Source organism: Pontibacter sp. SGAir0037 (genome assembly GCF_005491705.1).
Taxonomy (GTDB): domain Bacteria; phylum Bacteroidota; class Bacteroidia; order Cytophagales; family Hymenobacteraceae; genus Pontibacter.
The window spans coordinates 1,218,076-1,239,193 of record NZ_CP028092.1; the positions used below are offsets into that span (position 1 = coordinate 1,218,076).

General features: G+C 47.1%; 21 protein-coding genes and 1 tRNA gene. 14 read left to right on the forward strand and 8 right to left on the reverse strand.

The features are described from left to right. Positions 1–21 precede the first annotated feature (21 nt). The 4 genes from C1N53_RS05035 (at position 22) to kdsB (ending at position 5,084) form a co-directional block, all read left to right on the forward strand. A complete protein-coding gene (locus C1N53_RS05035; protein WP_137758283.1) occupies positions 22–3,420 on the forward strand; it encodes an exodeoxyribonuclease V subunit beta in 3,399 nt (1,132 codons plus the stop codon). Between the two features lie 25 nt (positions 3,421–3,445). After that, positions 3,446–3,784, forward strand: coding sequence for a hypothetical protein (locus tag C1N53_RS05040; protein WP_137758284.1), 339 nt, complete (start codon positions 3,446–3,448; stop codon positions 3,782–3,784). A gap of 29 nt (positions 3,785–3,813) precedes the next feature. Further along, on the forward strand, positions 3,814–4,245 hold the full coding sequence (locus C1N53_RS05045) for a DoxX family protein (RefSeq protein ID WP_137758285.1): 432 nt from the start codon (positions 3,814–3,816) through the stop codon (positions 4,243–4,245). Positions 4,246–4,346: 101 nt separating this feature from the next. Further along, a complete protein-coding gene (gene kdsB, locus C1N53_RS05050; RefSeq protein ID WP_137758286.1) occupies positions 4,347–5,084 on the forward strand; it encodes a 3-deoxy-manno-octulosonate cytidylyltransferase in 738 nt (245 codons plus the stop codon). A gap of 10 nt (positions 5,085–5,094) precedes the next feature. Here kdsB and C1N53_RS05055 read toward each other — a convergent pair whose 3' ends face one another. From C1N53_RS05055 to gap, 4 genes are all read right to left on the reverse strand, one after another. After that, positions 5,095–5,442 (reverse strand): translation initiation factor, encoded by a 348-nt coding sequence (locus C1N53_RS05055; protein WP_137758287.1) that lies wholly within the window; start codon positions 5,440–5,442, stop codon positions 5,095–5,097. 148 nt (positions 5,443–5,590) lie between these two features. Next, positions 5,591–6,475, reverse strand: a complete 885-nt coding sequence (locus tag C1N53_RS05060; protein WP_137758288.1) for a diacylglycerol kinase family protein — start codon at positions 6,473–6,475, stop codon at positions 5,591–5,593. A gap of 190 nt (positions 6,476–6,665) precedes the next feature. Beyond that, the gene (locus C1N53_RS05065) at positions 6,666–7,514 is read right to left on the reverse strand and encodes a universal stress protein (RefSeq protein ID WP_137758289.1); all 849 of its coding nucleotides are present in this window, start codon (positions 7,512–7,514) and stop codon (positions 6,666–6,668) included. 173 nt (positions 7,515–7,687) lie between these two features. Continuing rightward, positions 7,688–8,683, reverse strand: coding sequence for a type I glyceraldehyde-3-phosphate dehydrogenase (gene gap, locus C1N53_RS05070; protein ID WP_137758290.1), 996 nt, complete (start codon positions 8,681–8,683; stop codon positions 7,688–7,690). Between the two features lie 206 nt (positions 8,684–8,889). Here gap and C1N53_RS05075 point away from each other — a divergent pair. The 5 genes from C1N53_RS05075 to C1N53_RS22465 all read left to right on the forward strand — a co-directional run bounded on the left by C1N53_RS05075 (position 8,890) and on the right by C1N53_RS22465 (position 11,080). Continuing rightward, positions 8,890–8,961: transfer RNA gene (locus tag C1N53_RS05075), tRNA-Glu, on the forward strand. Positions 8,962–9,181: 220 nt separating this feature from the next. Continuing rightward, complete coding sequence (locus C1N53_RS05080; protein ID WP_168193964.1) at positions 9,182–9,400, forward strand: IS3 family transposase; 219 nt, start codon at positions 9,182–9,184, stop codon at positions 9,398–9,400. A gap of 224 nt (positions 9,401–9,624) precedes the next feature. Beyond that, positions 9,625–10,182, forward strand: a complete 558-nt coding sequence (locus C1N53_RS05085) for a hypothetical protein (protein ID WP_137758292.1) — start codon at positions 9,625–9,627, stop codon at positions 10,180–10,182. Next, positions 10,170–10,928: a hypothetical protein gene (locus tag C1N53_RS05090; RefSeq protein ID WP_137758293.1), complete on the forward strand. Its 759-nt coding sequence runs from the start codon at positions 10,170–10,172 to the stop codon at positions 10,926–10,928. Before C1N53_RS05085 ends, C1N53_RS05090 begins: the two co-directional genes overlap by 13 nt. Beyond that, complete coding sequence (locus C1N53_RS22465; RefSeq protein WP_168193965.1) at positions 10,928–11,080, forward strand: T9SS type A sorting domain-containing protein; 153 nt, start codon at positions 10,928–10,930, stop codon at positions 11,078–11,080. The genes C1N53_RS05090 and C1N53_RS22465 overlap by 1 nt, the downstream gene beginning before the upstream one ends. A gap of 428 nt (positions 11,081–11,508) precedes the next feature. Here the strand turns inward: C1N53_RS22465 and C1N53_RS05100 are convergent, their stop codons facing one another. Beyond that, a complete protein-coding gene (locus C1N53_RS05100; protein ID WP_137758295.1) occupies positions 11,509–12,522 on the reverse strand; it encodes an LLM class flavin-dependent oxidoreductase in 1,014 nt (337 codons plus the stop codon). 249 nt (positions 12,523–12,771) lie between these two features. On the opposite strand from C1N53_RS05100, the gene C1N53_RS05105 reads away from it, so the two are divergent. Then, on the forward strand, positions 12,772–13,122 hold the full coding sequence (locus C1N53_RS05105; RefSeq protein WP_137758296.1) for a helix-turn-helix domain-containing protein: 351 nt from the start codon (positions 12,772–12,774) through the stop codon (positions 13,120–13,122). Between the two features lie 341 nt (positions 13,123–13,463). Here C1N53_RS05105 and C1N53_RS05110 read toward each other — a convergent pair whose 3' ends face one another. The 3 genes from C1N53_RS05110 to C1N53_RS05120 all read right to left on the reverse strand — a co-directional run bounded on the left by C1N53_RS05110 (position 13,464) and on the right by C1N53_RS05120 (position 16,075). Further along, positions 13,464–14,204: an SDR family NAD(P)-dependent oxidoreductase gene (locus tag C1N53_RS05110; RefSeq protein ID WP_137761389.1), complete on the reverse strand. Its 741-nt coding sequence runs from the start codon at positions 14,202–14,204 to the stop codon at positions 13,464–13,466. Between the two features lie 76 nt (positions 14,205–14,280). Next, the gene (locus tag C1N53_RS05115) at positions 14,281–14,850 is read right to left on the reverse strand and encodes a Crp/Fnr family transcriptional regulator (protein ID WP_137758297.1); all 570 of its coding nucleotides are present in this window, start codon (positions 14,848–14,850) and stop codon (positions 14,281–14,283) included. Positions 14,851–15,043: 193 nt separating this feature from the next. Beyond that, the gene (locus tag C1N53_RS05120; RefSeq protein ID WP_137758298.1) at positions 15,044–16,075 is read right to left on the reverse strand and encodes a spore photoproduct lyase family protein; all 1,032 of its coding nucleotides are present in this window, start codon (positions 16,073–16,075) and stop codon (positions 15,044–15,046) included. Positions 16,076–16,276: 201 nt separating this feature from the next. On the opposite strand from C1N53_RS05120, the gene C1N53_RS05125 reads away from it, so the two are divergent. The 4 genes from C1N53_RS05125 (at position 16,277) to kdpA (ending at position 21,014) form a co-directional block, all read left to right on the forward strand. Next, positions 16,277–17,362 carry a spore photoproduct lyase family protein gene (locus C1N53_RS05125; RefSeq protein ID WP_137758299.1) on the forward strand — a complete coding sequence of 362 codons (1,086 nt, stop codon included), beginning with the start codon at positions 16,277–16,279 and terminating at the stop codon, positions 17,360–17,362. Positions 17,363–17,559: 197 nt separating this feature from the next. After that, the gene (locus C1N53_RS05130; RefSeq protein ID WP_137758300.1) at positions 17,560–18,915 is read left to right on the forward strand and encodes a sigma-54 dependent transcriptional regulator; all 1,356 of its coding nucleotides are present in this window, start codon (positions 17,560–17,562) and stop codon (positions 18,913–18,915) included. Positions 18,916–19,219: 304 nt separating this feature from the next. Continuing rightward, positions 19,220–19,297, forward strand: a complete 78-nt coding sequence (locus C1N53_RS22970; protein ID WP_137761390.1) for a potassium-transporting ATPase subunit F — start codon at positions 19,220–19,222, stop codon at positions 19,295–19,297. Positions 19,298–19,316: 19 nt separating this feature from the next. Then, entirely contained in the window at positions 19,317–21,014 is a 1,698-nt protein-coding gene (gene kdpA, locus C1N53_RS05140) for a potassium-transporting ATPase subunit KdpA (RefSeq protein WP_137758301.1), read from the forward strand. The last annotated feature ends 104 nt before the right edge of the window (positions 21,015–21,118 follow it).

Below are 21,118 nucleotides of genomic sequence, written 5' to 3' on the forward strand. Positions count from 1 at the left end.
CTGATAAAAACAGCTTCCTACATGCCTTCAATTTTTAAAATATACTCTTCTTCGGCCGGATCGGGTAAAACCTATCACCTTACAAAGGAATACCTGAAGCTTGCCCTGCACACTCCCGATGCGGCTTATTACCGTTCTGTTCTGGCTATTACGTTTACTAATGATGCTGCCGCTGAAATGAAAGAACGGATACTGGCCGCCCTCCGAAGCTTTAACGATCAGCAGTTGCCGGAAAAGGAGAAAAGCAAGAGCGAGCAGTTGCTGGAAGGGATCACTGCCGATCTGCAGGAAGAGTATCCGGAGGAGGGCTTCGACAAAGAACTGGTCAGGCAGCGGGCTGCAAACGTGTTCAGCCAGATTCTCTACAACTACAGCGACTTTAGCGTGAGCACGATAGACAGCTTCGTGAATAAGATTGTGCAGGCTTTTACACGGGAGCTGAATATACCCTATAATTTCGAGGTAGACCTGGATTCGCAGACGCTGGTAAACACGGCGGTGTCGCTGCTGCTGGATAAGGTAACGAACAGCCGCGACGACCTGTTATCGGAAACGCTGGAACAGTATGCCCTGGAGAAAGCACGCGAAGGCAAGAGCTGGAATACGCTATCCGACGATCTGGCCGATTTTGCCCGCAACCTGCTGAACGAGCAGGTCTACGAAGCTGTAACAGATCTGCAGGCGCTTAGCCTGGAGGATTTTAAAACCATACGCGAGCAACTGCTACAGACAAAGGCACAGGTTGAGGCGGCTGTGCAGGAGGCGGCCGGGCAGGCGCTGCAGTTAATAGAGCAGGCCGGTGTTTCTCCCGATGATCTTTTCCGAGGCAAAACAGGGATATACAGCTACTTCAGCACCTGGTTAAAGCAGGTGGACCTGAGCTATGGCAATAGCTTTGCCCGCACTACTGTAGCAGATGATAAATGGTATGGCGGAAAAGCAACGGCAGCCGCTAAAAATCAGATCAACAGTATCAAGCTGCAGCTGGCGGAGCTGTATGAGCATATAGAAGGGATAAAAGAGCAATATGCCGGTACTTTTACATTAATACAGGCAGTAGTGCCGCATCTGTATAAAATGTCGGTGTTAAATGAGCTGGAAAAGTGCCTGCAGGAGATTAAGCGCGATAAGAATACCGTTCATATTTCGGAGTTTAACAAGCGCATCATCGATATTGTGTTGCAGGAACCGGTACCTTTTATTTATGAGCGGCTGGGCGAGAAGTATAACCATATCCTGATTGATGAGTTCCAGGATACCTCGGTACTGCAATGGAATAACCTGCTGCCCCTGGTGGATAATGCCCTTGCTTCCGGTCATTTCAGTATGGTGGTGGGAGATGCCAAACAGGCGATCTACCGCTGGAGAGGGGGCGAAATGGAGCAGATTCTTCACCTGTACAAACAGCATACAGAAAAGCTGTACCAGAACCGCCGGCACGGCCAGCTCATTAAAGAGCGCTATGAATCGGTAAACCATGCCCTGCAACCTGATGATCTGAATACCAACTATCGCAGCCGTGCCGAGATCATCGACTTTAACAACGATCTGTTCACCTTCATCAGCAAAGAGCATCAGCATTTCGGCATGTTTGCTTCTATTTACGACGATAAGTTCAAGCAACAGGTGCCGCCCGGCAGCGGCAAGCATGGCGGGCACATACAGCTCATGTTCACTTATCCGGATGATACTAACTATAAATATGACTTGCAAACCTGCACCAGAACAGAGGAGCTGTATGAGGGGTATAAGCACCCGGAAATCCTAAGCTACGACGAAAGCATGCTGAACATGGTGCTGCAACTGGTAAGGCAGGCCGAAGCAGAAGGTTATACCTGGAAAGATATTGCTATCCTCTGCCGCACCAACAGCAAGAGCAAACTCATTGCGAATTTTCTGAAAGAGCGCAGGTTCGACATTATTTCACAGGACTCGCTTTCCCTGCAGTTTGCAGAAGTGATAAACCTGGTGATCGCCTTGTTCCGTGTCTTTAACCGACCGGCAGATTCCTTGGCGAAAGCTGAAGCATTGTACTTGGTCTGTGCCGTGGCGATGGAAGAAATTCCGGATACGGACATGACGCAACGCATAGCCGCCATTGCCAATGACCCTGATCCGCAGGTGTTCTTCGACCAGCTGCGCCTTTTAGGATTCGATGTGAAGGAAAGGCAAACCGGCAACCTGTCGGTTTATGAGCTGACGGAGCAGCTTATCCGTATTTTCGATTTAATGGGCCACAACAACGAGTGCGAGTACCTGTTCCGCTTCCTGGACTTGGTGCTGGAGTATAGCCTGAACAACAGCAACAACCTGAACAACTTTCTGGCTTACTGGGACGTGCAGAAAGAGAAACTGAGCATTAATACTCCCAAAGACAGGAATGCTATTACCATTACCAGCATTCATAAATCCAAAGGATTGGCTTACCCGGTAGTGATTATGCCCTTTGCTGACTGGAGCACAGAGCCGCAGACCAGGGCGCTCATGTGGAGCCATCTGCCCGATGAGGTGAGCGTCACCGGCAAAATGCGGAGCGTGGCTGTTACCCTGAGCTCAAAGCTGGAGAACACGGTGCTGGATAAACAGTACAGTACTGAGATCGAGAAGACCTTTATCGAAAACCTGAATATGCTGTATGTGGCGCTTACAAGGCCAATCGACAGGCTTTACCTGATCGGGAACGGCAGAGACCTGGTGGACGATAGAAAGGCTGCGAAAGCTCTGGAAGGCGATGCCAGAAACATCAGCCATATACTTTACCGTTACCTGGTTTATAAAGAAGTGTGGCAGCCGGGGCAGTTCTGCTACCAGCTGGCCAGCGGAGTGGCTCCAGCTTCTGGAGCGGTTGCTTCCGGAGAGCAAACTTACTTTCTGGATTACCTGAGGTCCAGTGACTGGGCGCAGCGCCTGCAGCTAAAGCAGCACGCCAACAATGTGTTCGATTTTGAAACGCAGGCAAAGCAAAGGCAGGTAAACCGAAAGCTGCATTATGCCCTTTCCCGAATCGTAACAGCAGCACAACTGCCCGATGTGCTGCGCCAGATGGTATACGAAGGCATCATCAGCGAGCGGGAGAAAGCGGCGTTAAAAGACAGGCTACAGGAGGTTATGCAGCATCCGCAACTGGCTTTTTACTTCTCCGACAGGGTTGTGGTGGAGCATGAGAAAGAGCTGTTGGATGCCCGTGCTTATCTTTATAAGCCTGACCGGGTTGTTTTTGCGAATGGGCAGGTGGTGCTGATAGAGTTTAAGTTTCCGCCACCGGAGCCGGAACACCGTAACAAGCTCGATCACTATGCCGTCCGGTTTAAGCAACTGGGGTACGAGCAGGTAAAATGTATTCTGTACTACTTCGACACAGCGCAGGTACAGGTGTGGGAGTACGGTAAAAAAGGAGAGCAGCTGGGCCTGTCGTTTTAATTTATTCAGCTTATTTAACATAGCTATGATACATAAACTTACTTATATTTTTTTGCTGACTGCTGTTTTCTTCGGCTCTGCCTGCCACACCGGCAAACAAAATGAAACTGATAAGGCAGAGGCAATTATATACTGGTCTGGCGAATACATGGTAGATGGCTGCGGCTTTGAAGTAGAAATGAATGGCAAAAAGTATAAGCCAGAGAATGAAGATGCTATACCGGAAGTCTTTAAGAAGCAGGAGCAGAGCAAGGTGGAACTGACATATGCCCTGTTAGATGAAACCATTGATCGCCGCTGTGGTTTAGCTACCGTTAGCAGGGAAATGCCTGCTATTCGCATTGTCTATGTTGAAGCAAAATAGAATTTCATTTACCTGGATATTTAAAAATTATGCTTAGAAGGCTGCTTTTAACCGATGATGCAGGTACTACCATGCTGATCCGGCTGATGGTGGGGGCTATTTTTTTATCAGAAGGAATTCAGAAGTTCCTTTTCCCAGCCTCACGGGGCGCTGGGCGTTTCGAGAAAATAGGTCTGCCTTACCCGGAAGCATTCGGACCCTTGGTTGGTACCTTCGAAGTTTTGTGCGGAGCCCTTCTTTTGATGGGGCTGTTTACCCGCATTGCTTCTGTGCCGCTGATCGTTATTATGCTGGTGGCTCTATTTATTACTAAGCAGGAGGTACTATTAAACGAAGGTTTCTGGGAAATGCTGCATGGCAGCAGAACAGATTGGGCTATGCTTTTAGGCAGTATTTTCCTGCTGCTGAAAGGAGGGGGTGCCTGGTCGTTTGACAAGCGGCTTACAAAATTCCACCGCTAAAAAACCAGTTAAATCCTTTCATTTGACTGTCCTTGTAGTATATTTGAAATCAACAAGGCCTGTACTTTAAAGCGGCAGGCAGTAAAATTAGCTATACCACTATGAGTATACTCGGCATTATTCCTGCCCGTTATGCCAGTACCCGTTTCCCTGGCAAGCCACTTGTTCTGATTAATGGCAAGAGCATGATTCAGCGTGTTTATGAGCAGGCTGAAAAATCTGAAAGCCTGGCAGAGGTAATAGTGGCGACTGATGATGAACGTATACACACCCATGTGCAGAATTTTGGAGGAAAGGCAATTTTCACCGCAGCTGAACACCAGAGTGGTACCGACCGCTGCTTCGAAGCCTACCAGCAGCACGACCGCACCTTTACGCATGTAATCAATATCCAGGGGGACGAGCCTTTTATCAAGCCCGAGCAGATAGACCTGCTGGCTTCGTGCCTGCAGAACCCGCATACGCAGCTGGCTACCTTGATAAAAAAGATTGCCTCAGCCGAAGAGTTGTTCAACCCTAATTCACCTAAGGTAATTCTGAACAAAGCAGGAGAGGCTATATACTTTAGCCGGCATCCGATTCCATACTGCCGCAATATACCGAACGACATCTGGCACAGGCAACACCAGTACTACAAGCACATTGGTATTTATGCTTACCGCACCGATATACTGGAACAGATAACTCAGTTGCCGCCTTCTTCGCTGGAACTGGCTGAATCGCTGGAGCAACTGCGCTGGATTGAAAACGGCTTCAGAATTGCCACAGCTGTAACAGCCTTCGAAACTTTTGGTATAGATACGCCTGAAGATCTGCAGAAAGTAGAGGGAATGGAGTAGGGGCTGAAAATCAACCGCCTGCTTTTTTGGCTTTATAGCCAGCTGCCACCAGCACCTGCAGTACCTTGTCGCGGAAATCGCCCTGAATTAGAATTTCACCGTCTTTAGCCGTGCCGCCTACGCCACATTTGTTTTTGAGGAGCTTGCCCAGTTCTTTCAGGTCATCGTCCTTTCCAACAAAGCCGGCTACCAGGGTTACCTGTTTTCCGCCGCGGGCTTTCTTATCCAGCATTACCTTCAGGTTTTGCTGCTGCGCAGGAAGAGTATCCTGTTCCTGGTCCTGCTCATATTCATACTGAAAATCGGAGCTGGTAGAATAAACAACTCCCTGGCGACCTTTCTTGTTCTTATCTTTCATGCGTTTGCTCCTGTAAATTTAAAAGTAGTTGCCAAACCACTCTGCGGAATAGTGCAGGTAGATGCTCTACCGGTACATCAGTTAACAACTGGTTACAAATTTAATAATTTCTGCCTTTATAGTAGCTAAAAGCTGTTACAGAAACAAGTCAGGCAGGCGAGATCACTTTCAAGGATTTCGGAAACATTTCGACTTTAAAACGGGATGCTTTTCCTATAAAGTCACCATCCGCATGATACATGATCTGGTGGTCTGTCTCAACCAGTACACCATCCGTTTTAAAATATTCGGCACTATCGGCATTGGCTATTTGCCTGGTGAGCATGCAGTAGCTGAGGTGAATAGCTTTCAGAAAGTCCAGCTCACGTACCAGGCAGACATCCAGCAGGCCGTCCCGTATATCGGCCATGGGTGCGATATAAGCATTGTTGCCGTATTGGGCAGCATTGGCAAAGGCCATTACATAACAATTCGTTACCAGAGTATTGCCGTTGATGGTAGCAGTAACGGGCAGATGCTTGTAATTTAATACCTCTTTCAGCACCAGCTCCACATAGGTTTTCAGGCCCCTTTTTTTGTTTCCGGCAAAAACCGAGCTGATGTACGCGTCAAACCCGATGCCAGCCGTCGTAAAAAAAGGGTGGCCGTTAATGCTGCCGCTATCTATTGTAGACGTTTTAGCCTGGTTGATAACGCGCAAAGCCCCGCGAATGCCCATCGGGATTTTCAGGTGCCTGGCCAGTCCGTTACCCGAACCTTTAGGAAGAATCGCCAGGGCTGCTTCTGTATTAAGTAAGCCGCGTGCTACTTCATTTACCGTGCCATCGCCTCCAACAGCCACCACTATGTGGCAACCCGCCGCCGCTGCCTGCTTTGCCAGTTCCGGAGCATGGCCTGCATAGTCGGTATACACGATGTCGTGCCGATGCTTCTGATGATCGAGGTGAAGTTTAATATGTGACGCTATATCGAGGCCACTTTTTGTGCCTGACTTAGGATTAACTATAAAACGAATACGTGTTTGTTCGGGCATATCGCGTTTGTTTTGCCAGTGCAAAGTAAACGTATTAATTTATTATAGGAACAGATTACATCCTTTTAGAAACAGTAGCCCCGTAAAAAAAGCAGAACACCAGGTTGGTTTTACTGAAAAGCCCATGCACCTGTATAGGGTGCATGGGCTTTTGTTCTGGCTCATGCTAAATTAGTCTAAAATAGCGGGTTTAATGCAGATGAACAGTGAGTACCGGCAAGCTGGTGTGGTTTACAAGATCTTCTGCAATACTTCCGCTCAATAAATGCGAAAGGCCTGTTCTGCCGTGCGTGGCCAGCATAATCAGGTCGGCCTTTATTTCCTGGGCAAAATGTAAAATACCATCTTCTTCTATGGCATCATTGTAAATATTGAGCGTGTAATTCTGCAAGCCATACTTTTCAGCTGTTGCTTCCATTTGTTTTTTCAGGTTTCCGGCCGGCTCAAAATCGCCTGGAGTATTGATGTAAACCAGGTGCAGTGTGGCATCGAATAAAGCCTGAAACGCTTTAAATTTTTCTATAGCAGTTCCTAATTCCACTTTTAAATCGGATGCCAGTACGATGTTTTTAACAACAAAGTCTGCCTCCTGCTTTTTAATGGTAAGTACCGGGCAATTAGCTTCACGCACAATTTTTTCAGTATTAGAACCGATAAAGAACTCCTCCAGTCCGCTAGATCCCTTAGACCCCATAACAACCAGGTCTATCTGGTCTTTTTGAGCGGTGCTTTTAATTTTGTGGATCATATCATCTGTATCCACCTCGTCTACCACATCAACACCATACGCCTGTGCCAGCTCTTTGAGTTTCTGCATTCGGCCTTTGGCTATTTCGAGCAGGTTCAGAATGTACACCTGGCTCATGCCGTCTCCCGTTATAATGTCGCCTGTTGCGCTGAAATCGGTAGTGGGGTAGGGTACTTCTACCACGTGTAGTAGTTTAATGGCAGCGCCAGTTCTCTGGGCTAAAGACAGGGCAACTTCATAGGCATTTCTGGCCTGATCAGAGAAGTCGGTGGGTACTAGAATTCTTTTCATGGTTCGGTTTATTCTAAGGAAGCAACAGTTGTTTTTGCTATATACAATTTACTTAACGTAAAACATTAGAATAATGATATAGATCAATACTGTTCCTGATTTTTTACACAGGTATAAAAAAGTAAAGCCCACTTTAGGTGGGCTTTACAGGAATATTTCAGAGGAAGGCTTACTTAAGCGCCGATCAGGGAAATAAGGTCAGCAGCTCTGTTAGAGTAGCCGGACTCGTTATCGTACCAGCCAACAACTTTAACAAGTGTACCGTTTGCTGAAGTCATCTCAGCATCGAAAATACAAGAGTGAGTGTTGCCTACAATGTCTACAGAAACAATCGGATCTTCTGTGTACTCCAGGATACCTTTCATTTCACCGTCAGCCGCCGCTTTGATAGCCGCGTTGATTTCTTCTTTCGTAGCTGGTTTCTTTAAAACACAGGTTAAGTCAGTTAAAGAACCAGTTGGGATTGGAACACGCATGGCAACACCATCCAGAGATCCTTTCAGGTGAGGCAGTACCAAGCCAACCGCTTTAGCAGCACCCGTTGAAGTAGGTACAATAGAAAGGGCAGCAGCACGTGCTCTTCTCAGGTCGCTGTGAGGACCATCCTGCAGGTTCTGGTCAGCTGTGTAAGCGTGAACAGTTGTGATATAACCTTTCTCAATACCGAAAGCATCGTCGAGTACTTTTGCCATAGGAGCAAGGCAGTTTGTCGTACAAGAAGCGTTAGAAACGATTGTTTCTTCGCCGGTAAGGATGTTCTGGTTTACCCCTAATACAACAGTAGGAATATTTCCTTTGGCAGGAGCAGAGATAACTACTTTTTTAGCTCCGGCAGTAAGGTGACCACCAGCGCCTTCTGCATCTACGAAACGGCCAGTAGATTCCAGCACCACGTCTACACCAAGTTCACCCCAAGGCAAGTTCTTTGGATCACGCTCAGCTGTAATTCTGATTTCAGTTCCGTTAACGATGATACCGTTATCAGAAGCTTCTACTGTTCCGTTGAATCTACCGTGGTTAGAGTCATACTTCAGCAGGTGAGCCAATGTTTTGGTATTGGTAAGGTCGTTAATTGCTACTACTTCTACGTTCTCCTTCTCGAGCAGGGCTTTAAAAGTAAGTCTGCCGATACGGCCAAAGCCGTTAATTGCAACTTTTATTTTAGACATAGCATCTATATTTGAGAGGTTTTTAAATTATGTGCGAATTTACGATTAGCATTAGGGAAAACCAATATATTTTTTTATGTTATTGATAAAGAAGCTATACGATGATTTTGCGGAAAAAAGTGAAGGGAAAGCTTTTAAAATAAAAAAACGTCACTTATCTTTGCACCATCATTGAACGGGAAACATTCTCGCAGATGATAAAAAATGGTCCGTTCGTCTAGGGGTTAGGACTTCAGATTTTCATTCTGGCAACAGGGGTTCGATTCCCCTACGGACTACTAGTTATCAAACTAAAATCATTAAAAAGCCTGCAAATATTAGATTTGCAGGCTTTTTGCATTTCCGGCTCTACCGGAATATTTATCTTACCCTGATACAAAGGAGCGTGATTCGGTGCGTCATATTTACTAACCGAATCTAATGTGACCCAGTGGCTTACAGACTGTACAACCATGTAAAGCTTGATTATGGCTGGCTGCAAGGCTAATTTTAGTAACCTTGAAAGCTAATCTGCGGGAGCAGAAAGAGCAGGAGTCAGTGGCGCAGATCAAGGAAGTGTATCAGCTGAGCAAGTGCCGCTTTGGCAACCCCAGGATCAGCTTTGAACTTGGGGAGCAGGGCATCTGTGCTTCTCCCCCAAGAGTAGCACGTGCAATGCAGAAACACCAGATACAGAGTATTCATGGAAAAGGGAAAGGTAGTACGGGAACGGCCTAAGAATTTCCTGTTGACTGTTACGCAGAATTAAATTACCTTGTAGCACCTAGTGTGGTAGCTGTCAGGGTTATAAATGGCTATTTATCGTACTAGGTGTTACGCCCATTTTGTGGTAGAAAGCAACTGCTATGCGGATCCTTGTCCTCTTGTTCCTGCTACTATTTGGTTTTCATGCCAATGCCCAAAAAGAAGCTACTAATTGGTACTTCGGACATTAGGTAGGCATGAATTTCGCCAACGGCAATCCAGTTCCGCTTCCGGCAGGGGCCATGAAAACCTATGGCGGGAGTGCCGTCATTTCGGATAAAGTCACAGGCGAGCTCCTGTTCTATACCAACGGGCGCAACATCTGGAACAGGAATCACCGGCTGATGCCAAACGGGCAGGATTTCCCGGCTTCCTGCACCAACCTTTCCAGTCAGCCCGCCCTGATCCTACCAATCCCTGGCAGAGAGAACATCTTTTACGTTTTTGCCAGTTACTTCTCCACAGCTGAATACGGGGAAAGCCACCCTGCAAACTGCATTACGCATCCGGGGCGGGACTACACCCTGACGGTTAGGTGCTCGATCGTGGACATGCAACTGGACAATGGCCTGGGAGACGTGGTGACTACACACAAAAACATTCTCCTGCAGCAGAACGCTACTGAAAAGCTAACTGCCATACCCCATCGTAATGGCCGGGACTTCTGGCTACTCACGCATGCCTGGAACAGCAATGCATTTTATATCTACCTTATCACCGAGGAGGGAATCTCTCCCCCCTGGTGCAGCATATAGGAGCCACGCATGGCGCCACTGCACCGGCATCTGTATACGACGAGGCAATAAAAGGGGCCATGAAGGCTTCGCCCAACGGGAGAAAGCTGGCCGTAGCGGTCCTTTACAGCCAGCGGCCTCTGGACCTGTTTGATTTCGATCCGGCCACCGGCCGGCTCTCCAACCACATGCCGCTCGCCAGCCTGCGTGGACAGTATGGCGTCTCTTTCTCACCGGACAACACCAAGCTCTACGCTACCACAGATCACCGGGTAGGCAACCAAGCACCGGACCATATCTGGCAGTTTGACCTGCTAGCCGGAGATACACAGGCTGTCAGTGACTCCGGCATGGAGATTATCCGGCGCAACCCTTACACTAACATGCCGCAGGATGCCGCCCACCCCGGCTTTCACGGCGTATACATAGATTTGCAGCTTGCACCGGACGGCAGGCTCTATGCTGTCAGCTCTGGAGGACACCCTGTTCCGGGAGATCCTGACGCTGGCAGGACCGTGGTGGTTATCAATAAACCCAACGAGCGGGGCTATGCCTGTGATGTCCAGTACCGGGTATTTAACTTTGAGACGGAAGGAGTGGCCTGGGGGCTGCCCAACTTTATACAGTCCTATTTTAACGGGTTGGAACCACTCGCTACTGAACTGCAATCATGCCAGCCGCTTGTCGAGTTACATCCAAATCCAACAAGCGGACAAGTGACAGTAAATTATCCGACACGTACCTGCAGCCCTTCAGCCTACTGGTAGTGAATGCAATCGGGCAGCAGGTAAAGCCAATACGTCATGGCCTTTCCTCCGGAACAACCATAGATTTTTCCGGTATGGCTGACGGTATGTACCTGTTGGTGCTAACTTTCCCGAACGGGAGAGAGATAAAACGGGTTATTAAGATCACATAGCAGCTGCTCGAACTATCTTCATCAGGCCTATATGCGTAAGTAATTAGAAATATAGGCCGGACACTCTTCGCTATTAAGCTTAGAGTTTCCTAAATCACCACATTCTTTGCAAGTAATTTTTACTGATAAACAGGTCTGAAGAAAATCTGAAAATAATTAAATTAAACGTTAGCATTTGCAGCCAAACTGAAAGCTAAATGTGGGGCCCGATTCGGGGAGTCAAAGAAATAGCACCACTTAAGTGATTGATAATAACCTATGTTCTATGGGAGCTGCAATCCTCCTACGGACTACTAAAAAGCCGCTCCAGTTTTAACTGGAGCGGCTTTTTATACCTTTCGGAGACTAGCCTATAGTAGCACTAGTGACACACCATAGGCAGGCATAAAAAGGGCTGCGTTTGCTGTTAAATAATCCATCCTTCCTTTTTACCTGCCTTCGTTTATTTCCGTCATGATCTCTGCAAAAAGCCTGGCAGATCTTAAACGATCATTTAAATTGTAGATGTTGGATACAGTGATCAATTCATCCACTCCCGTTTCTCCCAGAAACTCCTGAATCTGCGTTTTTACCGTTTGCTTACTGCCGACAAAGGAATATTTCAGCATTTGATGTAAAGTCGGGTGCTGTAATATTTCTCTCAACTCTTCGGTCATTTCGGTGGGCGGCTGTAGTGGTTCTCTGGATCCGGTTAATACACCCACAAACATTCTGATCAGGCTGGTAAATAGCTGCTCTGCTTCTTCATCGGTATCGGCAACTAACACATTCACACCGGCAATAGTATAGGGCTTTTCTAAAAACTCCGAAGGTTGAAATTCCTGTTCATAAATGCGTAAAGCATTATGTAAATGTGTCGATGCAAAGTGACTGGCAAAAGCATAAGGCAATCCCTTTTCAGCCGCTATATGCGAACTATCGGTCGTAGAGCCCAATACATACAGCGGAACACCGGTGCCCTCTGCGATGGGAGCCCTTACTTTGGCACCTTTATTTTCTATAGAAAAATACTGCTGAATCTTTTCTATTTCCTGCGGAAAAGAATGTGCCGCTTCCATAAAGTCTGACCGGATAGCACGAGCTGTTGCTTGGTCGGTGCCAGGTGCCCTTCCGAGGCCTAAATCAATACGGCCTGGATATAAATGAGCTAATGTCCCAAATTGTTCGGCTATAATCAAAGGTGAGTGGTTCGGGAGCATCACTCCACCCGAGCCTACCCGGATAGTAGAAGTGTTTTCGGCCACGTAACCCATCAGCAGGGAGGTGGCGCTGCTGCCAATGTTATCTGAATTATGGTGCTCGGCAAACCAGATGCGTTTGTAGTTATGTACTTCCGCTTCTTTTGCCAATGCCAGTGAATTGTGCAGGGCCTGCTGTATAGTTTCCCCCTGCGATACAATGGCAAGTTCTAAAATGGAATAGGCTATCTTTTTATTGTCCATGGTATTTAATGCTTTCTTAGTTCTTACTCGTTTTTGTTTAACGGGTATAGCTATTTAAACCAGGTAATCTGAAAGTTAAGTGCCAGTCAAACAAGCCTTTTTAAGTTTTCCAGCGGCAACTGAGCGATTGATGGCAACTTGAATTCTTTCGAAGTCCCTAAATGATTGTGGTTGTAAAATTACGATAATATACTTTCATTTGTATAGTGCTTTCCTAAAGGAAAGTGAATTACCACTACAAAAGGACCAATGGCAGCAAAAAAAGCATATTGTAACTGTCTCAACACGATAAAACCTGTTCGAGACACACTTGACGTAATCAATGGCAAATGGAAATTGCCCATTATCATTTCTGTTGGTGTCGGTAATGAACGGTTTACCGATATACAGGAGAGTATTCCGGGCATCACTCCCAAGGTTTTGGCCAAGGAGCTGAAGGACCTGGAGCAGCACCAACTCATTAAGCGGGTGGTGGTGGATGATTATCCGGTGAAGATCCTGTATAGGCCTGAGCCCTATGCAGATACCTTAACTCCTATCATCCATGCCCTGAAGGATTGGGGACTAAACCACCGGCAAAAGATTTTTGAAAAGGAGTAGTGCTGTGGCAAATCAGAACAGCAAATTAAGCAGCTTTTCTGATTTACTGGTAGCCCCCTGTAGGTAATAGTCGTACCTATAGGGCCCCACCAAACATTCTATGCTCAGGAATTGACCATGCCTGATAAACTTTTTCTTTAGGAAAGTCTAACTCTCTCAAAGTCACAATTTCCTGGTCAGGATTTATTATTGAAATCATTTGTATCAGTATAATCAGCTAATTCATTTGCCTGCCGCTATGGATTTTGTGCAGCCAAAGCCCGTTGCGTAGGTTTGGCGAAGTGAGAGCCTCCCCGTGAGCAAGATCACTCACGGGGAGGCTGCTGGAAAATGTGCTGCTTTTACCAGGGAATTTCTCCGGTTTCAGGATTGGTTTCTTCACTGAAATATTTTCCCGTTGGCCCGTTATGGTCAATCAAGGCATATTTCACAACTCGGGAAGCAGCTTCTTCCACGGTTCCTGTGCCCTGATGAAAATTAAAGTCAGTTTTTGTATAACCCGGATCAACAGCATTGACTTTAAAGGCAGTGTCGCGTAATTCGTAAGCTAACGTAATGGTGTACATATTCAACGCCGATTTTGAAGAAGCATAAACTGCAAATTTGGCGAAGTCATGGAATTGCCAACCAGTGTCGCTTTGAAGAGACAGAGACCCTACGCTTGAACTTACATTTACAATTCTGGGCTCATGCGCATGTCTCAACAAATCTATAAACGCTTGAGTGGTTCTTACCACACCATACACATTTGTGTCATAGACGTTTTTAAAATTGTCAATTGTTGCATTAAGCGCATTCTGCGGATTAACCCCGTAGACCCCGGCATTATTGATCAGCACATCTAACACGTCTGTTCTTTTGCCTATTGCAACGCGGGCAGAATCAACTGATTGCTGATTAGTGACGTCAATTTGTATGACCTCAACATTGGTAAGCCCTTCGGCTTTAAGGATATCTACAGCTTCTAAACCATTCTCCAGGTTTCGGCTTCCTAAATAAACATAATAGCCCTTTTGTAACAGTTGTCTAGCTGACTCAAAGCCAATACTTTTATTGGCTCCTGTAATTAATACTGATTTCATTTTTGTCATGTTTAAGGTTAACAGTGCAAAAATGCTTCGCATAAAAATGAAACCATTTGCCATTTGGCAAAAAGAACTATTTAATATTTTTTCTGATTCTGCTGAGCGAGGATTGTGTTATGCCCAAATAGGAGGCGATATAAGAGAGGGGAATGCGGTTTACAGCATTCGGATATATTTCCAGAAACTTCAGATAGCGTTCAGTGGCCTCTTCTGTAACCAGAGGGCTTCTTCGCTCCACTTTTAGGATTAATGCCTTTGCAATGATCTTATGTACAATTGCCTCCCATCCGATGATAGTATCCAAAAGTTCCTGCCAATCCTTTTTATTGAAAATAACAAGCTTGCAATCCGTAACTGCCTGCACATAAGCAGAGGAGCAAACACCACTATTAAAGCTTTCTATATCTACCACAAGGTTGTTTTCGTCAATGAAATATTTCGTGATTTCTTCGCCTTTGTTATTATAGTAACAAACCCGGATCACGCCTTCTGTCACGAATCCAACTTGTCGGGCAACTTTTCCAGCTTCAGAGAAATATGCGTCTTTAGGTAGTTCCTGTTCTAATGCCTTACTCATGATAAGGTCAATTTGCTGTTGGTTTAAATTGCCAAACTGTAGAATATAGTTGATTAGTGCTTTCATTCAGACAAGGTAGCTGAAGTTGATCACAAACAAATTGTCATTTGGCAAATAAACTTTATTAGAACTTGTTAAAGTAGCGCATAACGTTAAGCTATGATGCATTCATACATTCTAGCTTTTGTTACCTTCGGTTATCATCAGTCACTGCTTCCTAAAAGAAGTAGGAGAAAATAAGCATCACCAGCACTAACTTCTAAAAAATATAGCGGATAGAACACCACGGCATTACTTCCTGCTGCAGTTTCTCAAACTGTCGGATCCACTGTGCCTTCAGCTGGTACTGGTACCTTACATTGATGCCGCCAAACTGACTTTTCTTGGTCTCCTGAATAGCAGGTGCCCAGATCAGTTCTTCCGCCTTTGGGTTGATAGACAGGTTTAGCTCGTGCTGCCATTGGTTGTGTGTCAGGAAAATTACCTCGCAACTCATCTTCTCCTTCAGTTTCGGGTGTACTACCTGGTTTAGCTGCTCAAACAACTCCCTGTAATCCTCCAGCCAGCCCTCATACACAATAACCGGAGAGAAATTCAGGTGTACTTCATAACCCGCGTGATAAAAGTCGTTAATAGCCGACACACGCTTCGCCAGGCTGTCGGTGCGCACATCTACCAGCTTGCTCACCTGCTGGGGTAAGAGGCTGAAGCGGATGCGTGTTTTTTCCTGAGGATCATAGGAAAGCATTTCCCGGTTCACGAATTTGGTAGCGAAGGTGGTAAATGCCTTCGGATGTTCCCTAAAGAAATCAACCGCTGTCTGCACTCCATCAGAGATCGCAGCATCCACCGAAACATCAGAGTTACAGCCAATGTCGTAGGTGTAGTACTGTGCATGCGTCTGGTTAGGCACTTTCGGCCACGCCTGTTTCTGCACGTGCTTGTCTACTGCCAGCAGTATTTCCTCTGTGTTGGTAAATAGCGTAATAGGATTTACCGCTTTGTTTCGGTCTACGTAACAGTAGGCGCAGGCACCTAAGCAACCGTTGGCCAGGCTTGGTGATATGAAATCAGAACTTCGGCCACTCCCTCTGCACACCAACGTCTTTAAGCGCCCCAGTACCAGCACATCTGACTTTACCTGGTAATGGTTACCATCCAGTGCAGGCAGCCTGTTATGCTGCACAAGCTCTTGTTGAGCTGCATCAGGGTAGGTGCGTAAAACCTGTTTCCCGCGCTCATTCAAGGCATCCGGGGTATAGAAAACAGTTGTCGGATTAAATTTCTGCATACCCTGTTATAACAGCCCCAGGACCTGCACAGTTTACAAATATTTAATCTTAAGTATTTGAATATTAGTAATTTATTAATGTGCCTGATTTGTTTATTCCTGAATTATAAGGCATGCTTTTTTGTTCTTTTTACAGCACCTTTTCTACCTGGTGGGCAGGTACTTGCATAGGTGCAATCACAGTAAAATAAAGAAACTAGCATGGAAGTAGCACTGAAGGAAGAGACAGGTACGAGAACAAACCAGCACAAGCCAAAGCTATGGATGCCTAAGCAGGTACTGATCACGCCCGCTGCTTTAGAAGAACCCTGGGGGCAGCAGATTTATGAAAGGGTGCAGACTTTAGGACTACCGGTGCAGGAACTAAAGAATAACCGCATTACCGGCTTGCGAGGAGAGGATGAGCGCGAAACCTACCGCAACGCGAAAAGTACACTGGCCATTGTCACTGCGCCTCCTAGTGCCCTTAAGTTACAGCCGATTCCCCCGTCGGCTGATTGGCAGTTTCACCTGGCGGAAGGATGCCCTGCCCACTGCCAGTACTGCTACCTGGCCGGAAGCCTGCAGGGGCCACCGGTTATTCGTGCGTTTGCAAACCTTCCGGCCATTCTTTCAAACCTGGTAAACTATAAAAGGCAGCAGGACCTGACTACTTTTGAGGCAAGCTGCTATACCGATCCGCTGGGCATAGAGCACCTGACAGGTAGTTTGGCCGAAACCATTCGTTTCTTTGGAGAGCAGGAAAACATGCATCTGCGATGGGTATCCAAGTTCGATCAGGTTGATGGTTTGCTCTCCCTTCCGCACCATGGCAATACCCAACCCAGGATCAGCCTTAACACAGACTTTATTTCTAAACGTATGGAAGGTGGCACTGCTTCGATGGAAGCACGGCTGGCAGCTATCCGTAAGCTGGCGTTTCCGAAAACAGAAGGCGGGGGAGGATATAAAGTAGGATTAGTCATTGCCCCTATCATGCCTGTTCCGGATTGGGAGGAGCAGTATACACATCTGCTGGACAGGCTGGAACAGACACTTGATTTCCCGTGTGAAATAACCTTTGAGTTGATCAGCCATCGCTTTACACCCGGCTCCAAAGCCCTTCTGCAGGAGTGGTACCCCAATACTCAGATCGACTTCGATGAAGCAAACCGGTCCCTCAAGTACAATAAGTTTGGCGGCAAAAAATACGTCTACAATACAGCGACTATGAACATGCTGCGCAGCTTCTTCTACTCTGAGCTAAAAAACCGTTTTCCGGAAGCGCCTGTTCTGTACTGGACCTGATCAGGCGAACAGGTTATGCTCTAGTAGGCTAACTACCTTTACCGGCTGGCTCTCTTCTTTGAGGCCGCAGCTCCTCGCAAGGCTTAACAGCAAAAGGTAATGTGCTAAAGGGCATTACTTTAGAATTTATAATGGTTGAAGTGTTGTTTTTACTGATGTATAACTTTTAGCTTTGCCTGGAACAAGATGAACTTCCTATGCAATCTATTGCTGCCCTTTTGCTTATAGATGACGAAAACAACCTGCGCCAGGTGCTGGCGCGTGTGCTGGAGCTGGAAGGCTACCACGTATGGCAAGCCAGAACGGCCCGCGAAGGTTGTGAACTGCTGGAGAGCCATTCAGATGAGGTAGAAGTAGTGCTAAGCGATGTAAAGCTTCCGGATGATAACGGACTGAACATCCTGCGCAAGGTAAAGGAGAAATACCCGCTGCCCGAGGTGATCCTGATGACAGCTTACGGCACAATACAGGACGGCGTGAACGCTATGAAGTTGGGTGCCTTCGATTACATCACAAAGGGAGACAATGACGAGCAGCTCCTCGTTACGGTTGCGCGGGCCGCAGATAAAGCCAGACTTCGCAAACGGGTGGCTGAGCTGGAGAAGCAGGTAGAGCCTAAAAATACGCTCGACACCATTATCGGTCATACGCCTGCCCTAAAGCAGGCAAAGGAACTAACAGCGCGCGTAGCTGTAACAGATGCTACGGTGCTTTTGGAGGGAGAGACAGGCGTAGGGAAGGAGCTTTTTGCGCAGGCTATTCACAGTACAAGCCCCCGGCGCAGCAAACCTTTTGTAGCCGTTAACTGCAGTGCTTTTCCTAAGGACCTGCTGGAGTCCGAGATTTTCGGATATAAAAAAGGTGCCTTTACCGGTGCTATAGCGGATAAAAAGGGCTTGTTTGAAGAGGCTAACGGAGGCACTATGTTTCTGGATGAAATCGGGGAGATGCCGCCAGAGCTACAAGCCAAATTCCTGCGTGTGCTCGAAACACAAACCTTCACCAAACTGGGTGACACGAAGCCAGTCAGGATAAACGTGCGCCTTGTAGCTGCCACCAACCGTGACCTGAAGGCAGAGGCGGAGGCAGGGCATTTCCGCTATGACCTCTATTACCGCCTGTCGGTCTTTAAGATACGTGTGCCAACGCTGCGGGAACGGCAGGCTGATATTCCTCTGCTGGCACATCACTTTCTGCAACTGTATAATGTTAAAATGAACCGTCGCCTGCAGGGCATGAGCGAAGAGTTTATGCAAAAGCTGAAGAGCTATCCCTGGAAAGGAAATATACGCGAACTCAAAAATGTGATAGAACGGGCCGTTATACTTGCCGATGAAGATACACTGACACCAGAGCACATGCCGGCAGAGTTCTGGACGGCAGCACCTTCGCCAGAAGCTGCTGAAAGCGATACTTCCCTGAGCACTATAGAACGCAACCACATTCTCCGGATACTGGAACAATGCGGAGGCAATAAAACCGAAGCTGCCCGGCGGCTGCACATTGGCCTGACCACCCTCTACAGAAAGCTGCAGGAGTATGGCCTGAGTTGAGTAATGTGCTTACCGATATGAAAAGCCGACCTTACCATTTTGGTAGGGTCGGCTTTTTTATGAAACTGTCCTCTGCTGCTGCTAAAGTATAAAAGCACCTGACTAAATGTGTGTTATGTTTGGTGGTTGCTCCTGTTATAATTCCTGGCATCTGGTTTGGCTATGTGTTGGCACAACAAAACGAATAATCATATGAATCATGTGCTGATGACCATCTTACTGCTTGGAACGGGCATTGCCTGCTTCTGGCTCTTCTACAAATCCATCGACTTTTTTGACAATGTTTAATTCAACACTCAATAACATGACAGCACTTTTCATTACAAGCCTTTTAACCTTCGGCTACCTTTTCTATGTGTTGCTGAAGCCAGAGAAATTTTAGAAACTTTAACACATTTAGCATGAACACAGATATACTTGGAGTAATAGCCATGTTCCTGGTTACGGTGGTCCTCGGCCTGCCGCTGGGCAAGTACATAGCAAAAGTATATAAAGGAGAGAGAACCTGGCTGGATTTTATGGATCCACTGGAGCGCCTCTTCTTCCGGATAAGCGGCATTGACGCCCGCCGCGAAATGACTTGGAAGCAAAGTATGGTAGCGCTGCTGAGCATCAACCTGATCTGGTTGTTCTGGGCCATGTTCCTGCTCATGACGCAGAGCTATCATCCTTTCTGGAACCCCGACAACAACCCTTCCATGTCACCCGACCTGGCTTTTAATACAGCGGTAAGCTTTCTGGTGAATTGCAACCTGCAGCACTATTCCGGCGAAACAGGCCTTTCTTACCTGTCGCAGTTAGGTGTGATGACTTTTTTGCAGTTTGTTACAGCCGGAACGGGTATGGCTGCTTGTGCTGTGGTTTTCCAGGCGCTGCGCAGCCACAGCACCGAGCGCTTAGGCAACTTCTTTAACTACTTTATCAAAAGCTGCACACGTATTCTGCTTCCTATAAGTATGGTGGTGGCGATAATCCTAGTGCTGCAAGGTACGCCTATGACCTTCGAGGGAAAGGCAAGCATCACTATTCTGCAAGGAGAGGAGCAGCAGGTGTCGAGAGGACCTGCTGCAGCTATGATAGCCATTAAGCAGGTGGGTACAAACGGTGGGGGTTTCTTTGGTGTAAACTCCGCGCACCCGCTCGAGAACCCGACTTACCTGACCAACATGGTAGAGAACATGGTGATCATCCTTATACCGGTTGCACTTGCTTTTGCACTTGGCTTTTACCTGGAGCGCAAGCGCCTTGGGTGGATGGTATTTGGTGTGATGACGATTGGCTTTCTGATGCTGATGACGACTACTGTATACTTTGAGATGAACGGGAATCCTGCCATTTCCCGCATGGGCATCGACCAAAACCTGGGCTCCCTGGAAGGCAAGGAAATGAGACTAGGGGCAGCGGCATCGGGTATGTGGGCTGTGAGTACAACGGTTACCTCTAACGGCTCTGTTAATGCCATGCACGATTCGCTCACGCCACTCTCAGGTATGAATACTCTGCTTGGCATGATGATCAACTCCTTCTACGGCGGCGTAGGTGTGGGCTTTCTGAACTTCTTTGTCTTCATCATCGTCGCTGTGTTTATTTCCGGTCTGATGGTTGGCCGCACACCAGAGTTTCTGGGTAAGAAGGTCGAGGCCCGCGAGGTGAAGATTGCCATTTTAATTGCTTTACTGCATCCTTTCCTTATTCTTTCGGGTACCGCGCTGGCGGCTTATGTGTTTGTGCAGGATCCATCGGTGGGCTGGCTCAACAACCCCGGCTTTCACGGTTTCTCCGAGATGCTCTACGAGTATACCTCTTCTGCAGCAAACAACGGTTCTGGTTTCGAAGGCCTCGGCGATAACACGCCTTTTTGGAACATCACAACAGGCATCGTGCTGGCGTTGAGCCGTTATCTGCCCATTATTGGTCCGGTAGCGATAGCCGGTATCATGGCTCAAAAGCGTTTCTTACCTGAGTCAGCAGGCACGCTCAAAACCGACACAGCTACTTTTGGCCTGATGGTATTTTTCGTGATCTGGATTGTGGCTGCCCTGGCTTTCTTCCCGTCGCTGGTATTAGGGCCGATAGCTGAACACTTTTCCATCTACTAAAAACCAAAACGACGCAGCATAAAGAAGCAGTAGACCTGAAGGTAAGCTGGATCGATTTAACGGCAATAGCCTGACGGCCCTGTGCGCGTCTTAAATTTTAATAA

Coding starts and splice junctions, on each gene's coding strand:
- C1N53_RS05125 (WP_137758299.1), top strand. CDS start 16,277: ATGGAAGTAGCACTGAAGGAAGAGACAGGTACGAGAACAAACCAGCAC.
- C1N53_RS05060 (WP_137758288.1), bottom strand. CDS start 6,475: ATGCCCGAACAAACACGTATTCGTTTTATAGTTAATCCTAAGTCAGGC.
- C1N53_RS05055 (WP_137758287.1), bottom strand. CDS start 5,442: ATGAAAGATAAGAACAAGAAAGGTCGCCAGGGAGTTGTTTATTCTACC.
- C1N53_RS05100 (WP_137758295.1), bottom strand. CDS start 12,522: ATGGACAATAAAAAGATAGCCTATTCCATTTTAGAACTTGCCATTGTA.
- C1N53_RS05035 (WP_137758283.1), top strand. CDS start 22: ATGCCTTCAATTTTTAAAATATACTCTTCTTCGGCCGGATCGGGTAAA.
- C1N53_RS22970 (WP_137761390.1), top strand. CDS start 19,220: ATGACAGCACTTTTCATTACAAGCCTTTTAACCTTCGGCTACCTTTTC.
- C1N53_RS05040 (WP_137758284.1), top strand. CDS start 3,446: ATGATACATAAACTTACTTATATTTTTTTGCTGACTGCTGTTTTCTTC.
- C1N53_RS05045 (WP_137758285.1), top strand. CDS start 3,814: ATGCTTAGAAGGCTGCTTTTAACCGATGATGCAGGTACTACCATGCTG.
- C1N53_RS05130 (WP_137758300.1), top strand. CDS start 17,560: ATGCAATCTATTGCTGCCCTTTTGCTTATAGATGACGAAAACAACCTG.
- gap (WP_137758290.1), bottom strand. CDS start 8,683: ATGTCTAAAATAAAAGTTGCAATTAACGGCTTTGGCCGTATCGGCAGA.
- C1N53_RS05085 (WP_137758292.1), top strand. CDS start 9,625: ATGAATTTCGCCAACGGCAATCCAGTTCCGCTTCCGGCAGGGGCCATG.
- C1N53_RS05065 (WP_137758289.1), bottom strand. CDS start 7,514: ATGAAAAGAATTCTAGTACCCACCGACTTCTCTGATCAGGCCAGAAAT.
- C1N53_RS05115 (WP_137758297.1), bottom strand. CDS start 14,850: ATGAAAGCACTAATCAACTATATTCTACAGTTTGGCAATTTAAACCAA.
- C1N53_RS05110 (WP_137761389.1), bottom strand. CDS start 14,204: ATGAAATCAGTATTAATTACAGGAGCCAATAAAAGTATTGGCTTTGAG.
- C1N53_RS05120 (WP_137758298.1), bottom strand. CDS start 16,075: ATGCAGAAATTTAATCCGACAACTGTTTTCTATACCCCGGATGCCTTG.
- kdsB (WP_137758286.1), top strand. CDS start 4,347: ATGAGTATACTCGGCATTATTCCTGCCCGTTATGCCAGTACCCGTTTC.
- kdpA (WP_137758301.1), top strand. CDS start 19,317: ATGAACACAGATATACTTGGAGTAATAGCCATGTTCCTGGTTACGGTG.
- C1N53_RS05105 (WP_137758296.1), top strand. CDS start 12,772: ATGGCAGCAAAAAAAGCATATTGTAACTGTCTCAACACGATAAAACCT.